General features: G+C 36.7%; 14 protein-coding genes and 6 tRNA genes. 16 read left to right on the top strand and 4 right to left on the bottom strand.

Going from position 1 to position 13647, the window contains the following annotated elements; all coding sequences use genetic code 11:
* Nucleotides 1–91: 91 nt before the first annotated feature.
* The 9 genes from Q0P34_RS01780 (at nt 92) to Q0P34_RS01740 (ending at nt 3578) form a co-directional block, all read left to right on the top strand.
* A complete protein-coding gene (locus Q0P34_RS01780) occupies nt 92–394 on the top strand; it encodes a YerC/YecD family TrpR-related protein (RefSeq protein WP_294951988.1) in 303 nt (100 codons plus the stop codon).
* Nucleotides 387–1127, top strand: coding sequence for a class I SAM-dependent methyltransferase (locus Q0P34_RS01775; protein WP_294951985.1), 741 nt, complete (start codon nt 387–389; stop codon nt 1125–1127). Before Q0P34_RS01780 ends, Q0P34_RS01775 begins: the two co-directional genes overlap by 8 nt.
* A gap of 2 nt (nt 1128–1129) precedes the next feature.
* Nucleotides 1130–2014: an Hsp33 family molecular chaperone HslO gene (hslO, locus tag Q0P34_RS01770; protein ID WP_294951982.1), complete on the top strand. Its 885-nt coding sequence runs from the start codon at nt 1130–1132 to the stop codon at nt 2012–2014.
* A gap of 79 nt (nt 2015–2093) precedes the next feature.
* Nucleotides 2094–2169 (top strand) — tRNA-Val (locus Q0P34_RS01765).
* 26 nt (nt 2170–2195) lie between these two features.
* Nucleotides 2196–2272 (top strand) — tRNA-Asp (locus Q0P34_RS01760).
* 6 nt (nt 2273–2278) lie between these two features.
* Nucleotides 2279–2354, top strand: a tRNA-Phe gene (locus Q0P34_RS01755).
* Between the two features lie 5 nt (nt 2355–2359).
* A tRNA-Gly gene (locus tag Q0P34_RS01750) sits at nt 2360–2435 on the top strand.
* A 43-nt stretch (nt 2436–2478) separates the two neighbouring features.
* A tRNA-Cys gene (locus Q0P34_RS01745) sits at nt 2479–2552 on the top strand.
* A gap of 492 nt (nt 2553–3044) precedes the next feature.
* Nucleotides 3045–3578 (top strand): nitroreductase, encoded by a 534-nt coding sequence (locus Q0P34_RS01740; protein ID WP_294951979.1) that lies wholly within the window; start codon nt 3045–3047, stop codon nt 3576–3578.
* A gap of 17 nt (nt 3579–3595) precedes the next feature.
* Here the strand turns inward: Q0P34_RS01740 and Q0P34_RS01735 are convergent, their stop codons facing one another.
* Nucleotides 3596–4663 carry a mechanosensitive ion channel family protein gene (locus Q0P34_RS01735; protein ID WP_294951976.1) on the bottom strand — a complete coding sequence of 356 codons (1068 nt, stop codon included), beginning with the start codon at nt 4661–4663 and terminating at the stop codon, nt 3596–3598.
* A gap of 221 nt (nt 4664–4884) precedes the next feature.
* Between Q0P34_RS01735 and Q0P34_RS01730 the strand changes: the two genes are divergently transcribed.
* Nucleotides 4885–5541, top strand: a complete 657-nt coding sequence (locus tag Q0P34_RS01730) for a hypothetical protein (protein ID WP_294951973.1) — start codon at nt 4885–4887, stop codon at nt 5539–5541.
* Nucleotides 5542–5635: 94 nt separating this feature from the next.
* Here the strand turns inward: Q0P34_RS01730 and Q0P34_RS01725 are convergent, their stop codons facing one another.
* Genes Q0P34_RS01725 through Q0P34_RS01715 form a run of 3 tightly spaced genes read right to left on the bottom strand, consistent with a single transcriptional unit; the run spans nt 5636 to nt 9286 of the window.
* Nucleotides 5636–6991: a PFL family protein gene (locus Q0P34_RS01725; RefSeq protein ID WP_294951970.1), complete on the bottom strand. Its 1356-nt coding sequence runs from the start codon at nt 6989–6991 to the stop codon at nt 5636–5638.
* Nucleotides 6992–7006: 15 nt separating this feature from the next.
* Entirely contained in the window at nt 7007–7276 is a 270-nt protein-coding gene (locus Q0P34_RS01720) for an ACT domain-containing protein (RefSeq protein ID WP_294951967.1), read from the bottom strand.
* A gap of 21 nt (nt 7277–7297) precedes the next feature.
* Nucleotides 7298–9286: a right-handed parallel beta-helix repeat-containing protein gene (locus tag Q0P34_RS01715; RefSeq protein ID WP_294951963.1), complete on the bottom strand. Its 1989-nt coding sequence runs from the start codon at nt 9284–9286 to the stop codon at nt 7298–7300.
* Between the two features lie 130 nt (nt 9287–9416).
* Here Q0P34_RS01715 and Q0P34_RS01710 point away from each other — a divergent pair, with 130 nt between their 5' ends.
* The 6 genes from Q0P34_RS01710 to Q0P34_RS01685 all read left to right on the top strand — a co-directional run bounded on the left by Q0P34_RS01710 (nt 9417) and on the right by Q0P34_RS01685 (nt 13545).
* Nucleotides 9417–10223: a histidinol-phosphatase HisJ family protein gene (locus tag Q0P34_RS01710; protein WP_294951957.1), complete on the top strand. Its 807-nt coding sequence runs from the start codon at nt 9417–9419 to the stop codon at nt 10221–10223.
* A gap of 21 nt (nt 10224–10244) precedes the next feature.
* A complete protein-coding gene (locus Q0P34_RS01705; RefSeq protein ID WP_294951954.1) occupies nt 10245–10724 on the top strand; it encodes an Lrp/AsnC family transcriptional regulator in 480 nt (159 codons plus the stop codon).
* Nucleotides 10721–11908: an aminotransferase class I/II-fold pyridoxal phosphate-dependent enzyme gene (locus Q0P34_RS01700; protein ID WP_294951951.1), complete on the top strand. Its 1188-nt coding sequence runs from the start codon at nt 10721–10723 to the stop codon at nt 11906–11908. The genes Q0P34_RS01705 and Q0P34_RS01700 overlap by 4 nt, the downstream gene beginning before the upstream one ends.
* A complete protein-coding gene (gene ispE, locus Q0P34_RS01695; protein WP_294951948.1) occupies nt 11892–12779 on the top strand; it encodes a 4-(cytidine 5'-diphospho)-2-C-methyl-D-erythritol kinase in 888 nt (295 codons plus the stop codon). Before Q0P34_RS01700 ends, ispE begins: the two co-directional genes overlap by 17 nt.
* Nucleotides 12780–12825: 46 nt before the next feature.
* The gene (locus Q0P34_RS01690) at nt 12826–13422 is read left to right on the top strand and encodes a stage II sporulation protein R (RefSeq protein ID WP_294951945.1); all 597 of its coding nucleotides are present in this window, start codon (nt 12826–12828) and stop codon (nt 13420–13422) included.
* A 36-nt stretch (nt 13423–13458) separates the two neighbouring features.
* Nucleotides 13459–13545 (top strand) — tRNA-Leu (locus tag Q0P34_RS01685).
* Nucleotides 13546–13647 lie beyond the last annotated feature (102 nt).

Raw genomic sequence — 13647 nt, 5'->3', positions numbered from 1 at the left:
GGGTGATTTTTTCACCCTTTTTAATTTTTTACTTTACTATCACGATTTAATGTGCTAAAATGTTACTATACTGAAAATCGGAGGCTCGATTATGAATAACAAGTTACAAAATGAAAATGTCGATTTCTTGTTTAAGGCCATTTTATCACTTGAAACCACAGAGGAATGTTATGATTTTTTTGAGGATTTGTGCACTGTTCAGGAATTGAAAACATTAAGTCAGCGTATTGTTGTTGCAAAAATGCTGTCTGAAAAATGTGTATATACAGATATTGTTGAACAAACAGGTGCATCAACTGCAACAATCAGCAGAGTAAACCGTTCATTGCAATACGGTTGTGACGGCTATGATAAAATTTTTGAAAGAATAGCTAAAGATGAAGCAAATGAATAGTTATTGCGAATTCTCTGCTGTTTACGATGAACTGACACAAAATGTCGATTATCCAAAAAGATTTGAATACATTAATCATTTTTTGATTGAGAATAATATTACAAACGGTACAGTTTTGGATTTAGCCTGCGGAACAGGCTCTATTAGCATTGAGCTAATAAAAAACGGATTTGATGTTATTGGCATAGATTTATCTGAAAATATGCTCGAGATTGCCTCTAATCGTCTTTTAGAGTATGGTGACAACTTTTCCTTGTTGAAAGGAAGTATGACAGATTATCGCCTTGACAAAAGTGTTAAAGCATGTATTTGCAGTCTTGACAGTATAAACCATTTGAATGACATTAATGACGTTGAAAAGACGTTTTGCAATGTTTATAATTCTCTTGATGAAAACGGTGTTTTTGTTTTTGATGTAAACACAATTTATAAGCACAACGAAATCCTTGCAAACAATACCTTTGTGTTTGATGAAGAGGATTTTTATCTTGTATGGGACAATGAATTTGTCAGCGACAGAGTAGTTAGAATACTGCTTGATATGTTTGTTTGGAACGGAAAATCTTACGACAGATTCAGCGAAAGCTTTGAGGAAACTGCATATTCAATTGATGACTTACTTGATGCTTTATGCAAAGCAGGCTTTTCTGATATTTCCGTTTATGACGAGCTAACGCTGAATTCTCCGAGAGAGAAAAGTGAACGATTATATTTTATTTGTAAAAAGGTGTAATAATGGGAAAAATTGTTAGATATATTACAGTAGACGGTTCTGCATTTATAATTGCAACCGATTCTACCGATATTGTATATGAGGCAGAGCAAATCCACAAAACCTCTGCAACAGTTACTGCTGCCTTGGGCAGAACGATTACCGCCGCATCTATGATGGGTGATATGCTCAAAAGCAAGGATGACAGCATTACGATAAGAATCAACGGCGGAGGTCCCTGCGGTGATATTATTGCTGTTTCCGATTATGAGGGCAATGCAAGAGCATATGTTCAAAATCCGATTGTTGAAATTCCGCTAAAGCCCAACGGAAAGCTTGATGTATCGGGCGCTGTCGGAACAAACGGTCAACTTTACGTCATTAAGGACATCGGAATGAAGGAGCCGTACGTCGGTCAAGTGCCGATTATAAGCGGTGAAATTGCCGAGGATATAACAAATTATTTTGCTACATCAGAGCAAACCCCTTCAGTTTGTGCATTAGGTGTTCTTGTAAATCCGGATTTAACTGTCAAAAGGGCAGGGGGCTATATAATTCAGCTGTTACCCGGTTGTCCTGATAGTGTTATTGATATTATAGAAAAGAATATATCGGAGATTCCTTCTGTAACAAAAATGCTTGATGACTCAATGACACCCGACGATATTGCAAAGCTTGCCATGTCCGGAATAGAAATTGATAAGCTTGATGAAAGCAAAGCAGAATACAGGTGCAATTGTTCAAAGGCAAAAGTAGAAAATGCTTTGATTTCTACCGGAATTGAGGCTTTAACCGAAATGGCAAATGATACCAAAAATACAAGGGTAGAATGCCATTTTTGCAACAAGGAATACGAATTTACACCAAACGATATTAAACAGTTAATAGTCGATTCAACGCAAAAATAAAAAATATAAAAAATTGAAAAAAAGTATTGACAATTTAGTTAAAATACTGTATAGTATAACACGTTGCAAGTAGCAATTCGGGAGCATAGCTCAGCTGGGAGAGCATCTGCCTTACAAGCAGAGGGTCACAGGTTCGAGCCCTGTTGTTCCCACCACATCCAAGGCTTTGCCTTGGATAAATGGCCCGGTAGTTCAGTTGGTTAGAACGCCAGCCTGTCACGCTGGAGGTCGACGGTTCGAGCCCGTTCCGGGTCGCCATTTAATGCTTCTGTAGCTCAGTCGGTAGAGCAGTGGACTGAAAATCCACGTGTCGATGGTTCGATTCCGTCCGGAAGCACCAAATTTGCGGATTTAGCTCATCCGGTAGAGCGTCACCTTGCCAAGGTGAAGGTAGCGAGTTCGAGTCTCGTAATCCGCTCCACATTAATAGAAAACACTTTTAATGTGTTTTCTATTAATTTTATGGCACCATAGCCAAGGGGTAAGGCAGAGGTCTGCAACACCTTTATCCCCAGTTCAAATCTGGGTGGTGCCTCCAGAAAAAAGTCCTGTTCGAAAGAACAGGACTTTTTTCAACTAAATCCACCCTAACGGGTGGGTGAAATATTGCTTCGCAATGTGAAATTCTCGCTTCGCTCGAGTGAAATCGCTGCGGCGGTGGGTGGATTTAATTTCACATTTTGCGTTAGCAAAATATATCATCAAAGGCGAAAGCCTTTGATTTCACCGCGCGATAGCACGATTTCACTTATACTTGCGACTTTATCGCTTTTATGCTATAATTAACTTAAGGCTGTGATGAGATGTCCTTGCAAACAATTGAAATAAACTCTGTAAAAATAATTTTCGACAAAGAAAAAACAAAAGAGTATCGCACGGATTTTAATAAACCTTGTGATTGTCAAGTTTGCAGAAATTATTACAAAAATATTCATAACAATTTTGAACTTGTTGAGTTTTTGATAAATTAATATACAAGGTTCTAAAGTGAGACGTACTGTCACAAAACTTGAATCTAAGGAGATTACTTATGGAATTATCAACCACTATAACCAATAGAAGAAGTATCAGAAAATATGATACCACCAAAAATGTATCCAAAGAACAAATCGAAGAATTAATCAGTTCAGCCATTTATGCTCCGTCTTGGAAAAATTCTCAAACAGCAAGGTACTACTGTGCTGTTGAACCAACATCAATAGATGTTATCAAACACGCACTGCCTGAGTTTAATCAAAAAAGATGTAACGGTGCCGCATTAATAGTTACAACCTTTGTACATAACCGTTCGGGTTTTACTGCACAGGGAGAACCTGAAAACGAATGCGGTAACGGTTGGGGATATTACGATTTAGGCTTGGCAAACCAAAACATTTTGCTAAAGGCAACGGAAATGGGACTCGGTACATTGGTTATGGGTATAAGAGATGCTGAAATTATCAGAAAAGCATTGTCAATTCCCGATGAGGAAACCATCGTTTCCGTAATAGCAGTAGGTTATACGGATGCAAACCCTGACATGCCGAGCAGAAAAACTACAGCCGATATTATTACATGGATATAAAAAATAAAAAGGAGCACTTACTCCTTTTTATTTTTTATATATACAGTTGATGTCGGATATGCAAAATCAGTATTATTTGCCTCAACTATTCTTTTTATTGCCAAATTCAAATCATTACTGATATTTAGATACTCGTCCATATCTGGGGTTTGTGTGTAGCATATTACCTCAAAATTCAGTGAGCTGTCAGCAAACTCTCTAAAATGTATTCTGCATGGTTCAGGGAGTATGCTCTCATTTTCGTCTATATATGCCTTAATTTCGTTTCTAACCTTTTCCAATACATCGTTAGGGGTAGAGTAGATAAGGCCGAAATTAAGCTTTATACGGCGCTTATCCATCATTGAAATATTTGTAATTGCTTCCTTCGTCAAGGTTGAATTGGGAACAGTGATAACACTATCGTCAAGATTTCGTATTTTTGTGCTGCGCATCGTAACCTCTTCAACAAAGCCCTTTACAGTAGGTGTTTCTATCAAATCACCAACCTTGAACGGTTTGTCAAATATTATAATAAAACCACTGATTAGATTACCCACAGCATCCTGCGCCGCAAGGGATACTGCCAATCCGCCTACACCAAGACCTGTCAGCAGACCATTAATATTATATCCAAGCTCACTTATAACCATTACAACTGCAAATGCAATAATGACTATTTTCATTATGTTTGACAGGAATTTAACAGCAGTAGTGTTCATTGATTCTGAAACATCACCGCCAAAATGAAGCCTAATAAACATATTATTTGACAGATAACCTACCAAACACCAGCATATAATTAAAATAATAAGTATCTTGAAAAATCTGTTTACCGAGGTGTTACTGATGTTTATACTAATTGCCAGATACGAACCGAGAGTTAATATAAGATAGGAAAAAGGCTTTATAAGAGAATCACAAAATGAATTCTTTTTTTCATCGTTACCCTTAAAAAATATTTTTGAAGCAAACCTTAACAAAGAATTTGCAATCTTATTTTTCAAAGTAAATAAAACAGCAAATATAAGCACACCCAAAGATATTAAAATTATCCTTTCGTATGTATCACAAAAGGTAACTATTCTGTCCATCAAATTTGACATATAACCATCCCTTCATATCGTTTATTCTATAATAGAACAAAATATCAAAATATTCAATTATAATTTATTAACAATAAAGCAATATATTGTATTTTATTGTTTAATATATTAACATTATTTACAGTTTGTTCATAAATTTTGATATAAAAATTATAAATAGTTATTGAATTTTGAAAAAATTAATGGTATACTACATTCATACTTATAAGGAGGGGACTGCTTTGAGTAAAGAATCTAAAATCGCAAAAAAAGAAGCCAAGGCAGCTAAAAAGGCAGCTAAGGTTGAGAAAAAGCAGGCAGGCCAATATGCAAAGCTTGTAAAAAGCATTAACAAAAAGAATGCAAAGGCTGAAAAAAAGGCAAACAAAAAAGGGAAGCCGTTTACACCTGTTCCGATTCCTACACAAGAGGAAGCTTTTGCAGGTGGAGAACAAAGCAAAGGTAAGAAGATTTTCCAGCTTATCATATTAATTCTTTTGATTTGGTTGGTAGTATATTTCTTGGTTATGTGGTTTACATATGTTGCACCTATCAAAAATGCCGAAGACGATAATACGGCTACCGTGCAGGAATATGATAGGTACGTTAACGAACACGAAATTACAACTACAAAGAGCTATAGCGTATCGGAAGCAAAAGCACTTCTTAAGCAGGTTATCCACGATAATTGGAGAACCCTCAATTACTCAAGTGATCCTTCATCCGCTGCTATCAATTATACATCAAACATTGTTACCGTTAATAATGTTGATTGCTATGAGTTTACTTCAAGCGGTAAGACATATGCAGTTGCAATTAACCTATCTGCTGTATATGTTTACGAAAACGGTGAGTACAATCCTCTCACCTTCCATTCAACAGCATTAATTGCAAAATAAGATTATTTACAACCCACAGGTTTTTGTGGGTTGTTTTTATGTATAAGAAAAAGCAGACGATTATTGTTTTAATCATCTGCTTTTTCTTTATGCTTTAGTTTTTAAGTGAGTGAAGCGGAGCAGGAATTTTTCCTCCTCGTGATATGAATTTTGCAGGGGACATTGTGTTAACCTTCATTACCGGGCCGGAGCCAAGCAATCCGCCAAATTCAAGTGTATCACCAAAATTCTTGCCGATAGCCGGAATAACTCTTACTGCCGTGGTTTTTCCGTTAACCATACCGATAGCGGCCTCATCAGCAATAATACCGCTGATAACCTCCGGAGTAGTATCACCCGGAATAACAATCATATCAAGACCGACTGAGCATACAGCAGTCATTGCCTCAAGCTTTTCTATACAAAGGGATCCTGATTTTGCAGCAGCAATCATACCCGCATCCTCCGAAACAGGAATAAATGCTCCGGAAAGACCGCCAACACTTGATGACGCCATAACACCGCCTTTTTTAACAGCATCGTTAAGCATTGCCAGGCAAGCTGTTGTACCTGCCGCACCGCATTGCTCAAGACCGATTTCCTCAAGTATATGTGCAACAGAGTCGCCAACAGCAGGGGTAGGAGCCAATGACAAATCAACAATGCCAAAAGGAACACCTAATCTTTCACTTGCAAGAGCACCTACAAGCTGTCCCATTCTTGTTACCTTAAAAGCTGTTTTCTTAATAAGCTCTGCAATTTGATTAATGTTATAGTCGGGGTGCTTTGCAACAGCAGCTCTAACAACACCCGGACCGGAAACACCAACGTTAATTACACAGTCAGGCTCCGATACACCGTGAAATGCACCTGCCATAAAAGGATTATCCTCAGGAGCGTTACAGAAAACAACAAGCTTTCCTGCACCGATACAATCATTGTCCTTTGTTAATTCGGCAGCTTCTTTAACCTTTTGTCCCATAAGTTTGACGGCATCCATATTGATACCTGCCTTTGTTGAGCCGATATTTACGGACGAGCAAAGATGCTCGGTTTGCGCAAGTGCCTGAGGGATAGATTCAATAAGCTCTCTGTCTCCTGCAGCAAAGCCTTTTTGAACAAGCGCGGAGTATCCGCCTATAAAGTTTACTCCGATTGTTTTAGCCGCCTTTTCAAGTGTCAAAGCATACTTAACAGGGTCACCGCCGCTTATTCCGGCAAGTATTGAAATCGGAGTAACACTTACTCTTTTGTTTATGATAGGAATACCGTATTCCTTTTCTATATCCTCGCCGGTTTTTACAAGATTTTCTGCCTTCTTACAAATCTTATCATAAACCTTTTGGCAGGATTTATCAATATCACTGTCACCGCAATCCAAAAGCGAAATACCCATTGTGGTAGTTCTTATGTCAAGACATTCGTCCTGTATCATTCTAATAGTTTCAAGAATGTCATATGTATTTATCAATTTTTTGCCCTCCGATTATATTCTGTGCATTGAGTTAAAAATATCTTCGTGCATAGCATGAATTGAAAGGCCGTTTTCCTCGCCGTATTTTGAAAGCTTTTCAGAAAAGGCAGGGAAGTCAACGTTTGCCTTTGATGTATCAGCCATCATCATCATACAAAACATATCCTGTAAAATTGACTGGGATACCTCCGTAACATTAACATTACATTCCTTACAAATTCCCGATACAGAAGCAAGAATACCTACCATATCCTTACCAACAACCGTAATTACACATCTCATTATTTATAACCTCCAATAGATTTATATTTTTTTGCCTTTAACTGTTGAAAGGTTAGAACGTTGTTTAATTCCGTTAGCAACCTTTACAGCTGATACCTTGTAATAATATTTTTTTCCTTTTTTCAATTTTTTGTTTTGGAATTTTGTTGATTTAGTGTGACCGATATAGCTGTATGTACCGTTTTTGCTTGTGGAACGGTAAACATAGTAATCGTTTGCCCCGCCAACCTTCTTCCAGCTTACGGTAGCAGTTGTGCCTTTCTTTGAAACTGTCACTGTAGGAACAGCAAGATTAGCGAATTTATAATCCTTTTTATCACCCTTGCTGTAGCCGTATCTGCCGGAGGAGTTTTTGTAATTGTTTACATAAACATTAGCGGTTGAGCCCTTGTCGCAGTAAATTGCATATTTACCGTGAACGTTGAACAGATTGCCCTTAATAACATTTACATTAGCCTTGGAATTTAAGTGTATTGCATCAGCCTTTGAAGAAGAAATATTATTGCTTTGAACACTGCTTGTCTTTGAAGCACCGATCAAAATACCGTTTTTGCCCGAATTCATAACAGTATTTGAGTCAATACTATTACTGTCACATCCACTGTTAATAACAATTCCGCTGTTTCCTGTACCGTTAACAGTGTTTTTTGTAACCTTGTTGCACTTGCTTGATGATGCAATGAATATTCCGTTTGAAAACTTGTTTATTTTATTTGAATAGATTTGATTTGAATTTGAAGAATTCGCAGCATAAATACCGTATCCGCCGCTGCTTTTTGAGCTTGTAACGGTATTGCCGAATATTTTTGAATTGGTTGTATCGTATACCCTAATTCCGTGAGCGGTGGTTTTAATTGTATTATTGTAGATTTGTATTTTATTAACTCTGTAATTACCAACTTTTACGCTTGTGCTATACTTGCTCTTTTTTGAAGAAGTAACGTTATTTCCAAAAACATATATAGCAGATGCTGTCGATATATCCTCAGTTGAGTTTACGCTGATGATATTATCGTGTATCCTTGTAGCGCAATTGTTATTTATTGAGCCAAGATTATCTATTTTACAAACCGTGCTAAGCCTTGAATCAGGCTTCATCATAAAGTAATTAATGCCTTCTGCACAGTTTGTTATTGTATTGCCTGAAATATCACAATTTGTGTATCCGCTGCAATAAATTGCCGTACCTGTCAAATTCTTAAAAGTATTATTTTTAATATTGATTTTACTTTGATAATAGCCGTAATATAATGACTTTGTTCCGACACCGCTGACAATATTTGTAAAGGTGCAATTTTGAACGGTAATATTACTGTTCATTGTTCCGTCGTAATAAGGAAATCCTGTAAAATGGCTTTTCTCCTCAAGAATATCAATTTGAATAGCCTCACAGCCCGATGAGGAAAGATTGCCCTTAAATCCATCAAAGGTACATCTGTCAAACTTTATGTTTTTTGAAGCGGCAACCTCAACAAAGTGGGATTTATATCCGTTTGAAAATTTTACATTTTCAAAGGTAACATTGTCCGCGTGAGCAATTCTTGACAGGGTTGAACCGTTTTTATTGTTAATATCGTATGTTAACTCTCCACCTCGAACAGTAAAATTTTTCAGTCCGTCGTATCCGTAGAACCCATTTGGTGAATTTATGATGTTTCCCCGTCTGGGACATGCGTTATATATCACTACATTATCTGTCAAATCAAGTATTGTATTGCTTGAAGCAACATTTGTTTTTTTAATTAAATATTTTCCTTCGGGAATTTTAATAGTTAATACGTTATTTAAGCCTGCATTGTCGTTGCAATATGCAAACGATTTTTTCAATACACTTGTAATATCGTCACCTGTAATCTCAAATTCATTTAGTATAACGGAATTTGAATTATATATAACAATTTTAGGGGTGGAATTAACCTCAATATCAGCTTCTGCATAAGCAATCATAGTTGAAAGCGAGCTTATCAAAATACAAATGCTTAAAACAAACGAAATAATTCTTTTTTTCATCAAACAGTACCTAAGTTAAATTATTAAAAATTATTATATATTTATAACAAAGATTTGTCAAATAATTATTTCAAATTTTGGTATTCAATTTGCCTATGTTTTGTGGTATAATACGTACTCAGGTGATTATATGAAATATAAAAGCATTATTGATACTCACACACATTCCGTTAATTCCTTTGACGGTCATCACACCTGCCATGAATTATGCAAGGGTATTATTGAAAACGGCGGAATAGGAATTGCAATTACCGACCACTGTGATATTGACGGCTTAAAGAGAGAATCCTTTGAAAGCTTTGAAAAGCAGTATAACGAAGTTGAAGAAGCAAAAAAAGATTTTGACAGCATTAAGGTTTATAAAGGAATAGAGCTCGGTCAGCCACTTTATGAAAAGGAATTGTCCGAAGAGCTTTTAGAAAAATTCAATTTTGATTTTGTGCTCGGCTCTGTTCATAATCTAAAAAATATGGAGGATTTCTATTTTTTAGATTACTCTCAATATGACATATATCAATTGCTGCGTCGTTATTTTGAGGCTGTGCTTGATGTTGCAAAATGGAACAAGACGGACAGCATTGCTCACCTGACATATCCATTAAGATACATCGTTGCAAGAGAAAAAATTAATGTTGATATGTCAAGGTTTGATGATATTATTGAAGAAATATTTGAAGCAATAATTTCAAATGAAAAGGCATTGGAGCTAAATGTTTCAGGTCTGTCTATGGAAATGAACGATACCCTGCCAAGCCCCGAATACATAAAAAGATTTCATGATATGGGCGGAAAATATGTAACTGTAGGCTCTGATTCTCATTATTGCGAAAAGGTGTGCAATAATATTGATAAGGGATATGATATACTGAAAAGCTGTGGATACGATTACTTTACCGTATTTGAAAACAGACAGCCAAAGCTGATAAAAATTGATTAGTGTAACCTAAGGAGATTAATTATGGACAGATTACTGTATTTACTTGAAACAAATCCGCGTTTAACAAATGAAGAGATTGCAGTTGCTCTTGGCGTATCTGCCGACGAGGTTACACGGCAAATAAGATTATACGAAGAAAGCGGTGTTATCAAGGGCTATCGTGCAATTATTGATAAAGAAAAAATTAATATGCAGGGTTGTACTGCTCTGATTGAAATTAAGGTACAGCCAAAGTTCGGTCACGGCTTTGATGAGGTTGCTCAAAGGATTGCCAATCTTGAAGAGGTAGAGAGCATTTACCTTATGAGCGGTGGATATGATTTGTGCTGTATAGTAAAAAACAAATCGTTTGAAGAGGTTGCAATGTTTGTCGTTAAGCGACTTTCACCGCTTGAAGATGTTGTTTCAACATCAACTAATTTCATACTCAAAAAATACAAGGAGCAGGGTGTAAGCTTTTCCGATAACATTAAGGATGACAGGGGGACTTACTCACTGTGATAAATTATAATGATTTTTTGAACAAGGACCTTGTAGATGTTAAGCCATCGGGGATTAGAAAGTTTTTTGCTATTGCCAAGGAAATGGAAAATGTAATTTCTCTCGGTGTGGGAGAACCTGATTTTTTAACTCCATGGCACATACGACAGCAGGGAATTGATTTTCTCGAACGGGGTGCAACAAGATATACTGCCAATGCCGGATTAATTGAATTACGAAACGAAATTTCAAATTTTTACGCAAGGAAGTATCTTGTTAAGTACGATCCCAACTCAGAGGTGCTTGTTACCGTAGGCGGCAGTGAAGGCATTGATATGGCTATCAGAGCAATTATATCAAGGGATGATGAGGTTCTTGTTGTGGAGCCGTCATTTGTTTGCTACAAGCCGATTGTCGAGGTTTGCGGAGGTGTCGCAATTTCTGTTCCTACCAAGTCTGAAAATGATTTTAAGTTAACCTGTGATGATATTGAGCAATATGTAACGGAAAGAACAAAGGCTATTGTTTTTCCTTATCCTAATAATCCAACCGGTGCAATCATGACCGCGCAGGAGCTAAAGGAAATCAGCAAGGTAATTATAAAGCATAATCTTTTTGTTATTTCCGATGAAATATACAGTGAGCTGACATATACATCTCAGGGTCATACCTCAATTGCAGCCATTGATAATATGCAGGAAAGAACAATTGTTATTAACGGCTTTTCAAAGACATATTCTATGACGGGCTGGAGATTAGGCTATGCTCTCGGCCCGGCAAAAATTATTGAACAGATGACAAAGCTTCATCAGTTTGCAATAATGTCTGCGCCTACAAATTCGCAGTATGCCGCTATTGACGCTCTCAAAAACGGTGACAGCGATATATCAAAAATGGTTATGGATTACGATATGCGCAGAAGATTTACTGTTGACGCATTCAGAAAAATAGGTCTTGAATGCTTTGAGCCAAAGGGAGCGTTTTATGTTTTTCCCTGCATTAAATCAACAGGTCTTTCAAGTGATGAATTTTGCGAAAGACTTATCAAGGAAAAGCATGTTGCAGTAGTGCCCGGCAACGCATTCGGTGATTGCGGTGAGGGATATATCAGAGCGTCATACTGCTATTCTATTGATAATATTAAAGAAGCTATAAGCAGAATCGGTGAATTTGTTAAGGAATTAAAAAATGAAAATAGTAATTAACGCATATGCAAAAATAAACTTAATGCTTGATATTGTTGCAAAAAGGAAAGACGGTTATCATGATTTATTTATGATTATGCAGTCAGTAGGACTTTACGATACCGTTACGGTTGAAAAGGTTAAAGGTAAAAGAATTACAATATCGTGTAATATAGATGATATTCCTCTTGATGGAAGGAATATTGCCTACAAGGCTGCCGACGCCTTTTTTAAGGCTAACAAGATAAAAAATACCGGCATACACATTGATATTATTAAGCGTATACCTCACGCCGCCGGACTTGCAGGAGGCAGTGCTGACGGTGCAGCTGTTATAGTTGCTCTAAATAAAATATTCAATACCGATTTAGCTGACAAAGAATTATGTAACATCGGTGTTAAAATCGGTGCAGATGTTCCTTTTTGCATCTGCGGAGGTACTCTTCTTGCACAAGGCATCGGCGAGGTATTAACACCCGTTAAGCCTATGCGTAAGTGCTACCTGCTTCTTGCAAAGCCAAACAGGGGAGTAAATACCGGCGGTGCTTTTAAGCAATTTGATGAACACGGAAAAGTACATACTCCCGATAAATTAGGTATGCTTTATGCTGTGCAATCAAGAGATTTAGCTCAAATTTCTGCCAAAATGGAGAACGTATTTGAACAATTTGTTGAGGTACCTGAACGAATTACGATTAAAGAAATTATGCGAAGCAACAATGCTCTCGGTGTTTGTATGAGTGGATCCGGACCAACGGTTTTCGGCATATTTGAGAACAAGGAAGATGCTTTAACAGCTAAGCAATCGATTATTAATTACGTTAACGTTTCTGATACTGTTATATGTACACCCGTAAACAAGGGCTGCAAAATCATTGATATTGTTGAATAAAAAATGAAAAGCCTGCCAATCATCGTTTTGAAAGGCAGGTTTATTTATGTCAAAAAAACTATTTGTATTTTTACCTCTTTTGTTAATTTTCACTTTATTATTTGGGTCTTTATCATACACAAATGATGCATCAAATAATATCAGTAACAAGGTTTTGAGAATGCACGTTTTGGCAAACAGTAACTCCATTGATGACCAAAGTCTTAAAATTGCTGTTAAGAACAATATACTAAAGTCTACAAGGGAATTATTTACCGACTGTAACAACCTTGAAGAATCAATCGAAATTGCACAAAGTAATACAGAATTAATAAAGGCTTCAGCCCAAGAGGTGATAAAAAAATATAACAAAAACTACGATGTAAAGGTATATGTTGATAATGAATTCTTCGATGTTAGGGAATACAAGGACTTTACTCTGCCATCTGGTAACTACAATACCGTAAAGGTTGTAATAGGGGAGGGGAAGGGCAAAAATTGGTGGTGCGTTATGTATCCCGCGGTTTGCATTTCTGCTTGTAGTGATGATTTTGATAAAGCTTTAACCAAGGAGGAAAAGAAGCTGATAACATCAAAAAAATACATCCCAAAATTCAAAATTCTTGAAATTATAAACAAGATAAAAAATAAAATAAATTCTTGACAACAAACATAAAATCAATTAATATATATGTGTTGTGCTGGTGTGGCGAAATCGGCAGACGCAAGGGACTTAAAATCCCTCGGTAGCAATACCGTACCGGTTCAAGTCCGGTCACCAGCACCAGAAAAGAGCCCATATTTGTTTACGACAAGTGTGGGCTCTTTTCAATTAAATAAATCCCTTGCGGGATTTGTGAAATAACGCTTCGCGTTATGAAATAGCTAA

The sequence above is a fragment of the uncultured Eubacterium sp. genome (assembly GCF_945980375.1).
Classification (GTDB): Bacteria; Bacillota; Clostridia; order Oscillospirales; family Acutalibacteraceae; genus Eubacterium_R.
Note: the sequence above shows the minus strand (reverse complement) of the source record. Positions and strands in the feature narration are given on the sequence as shown.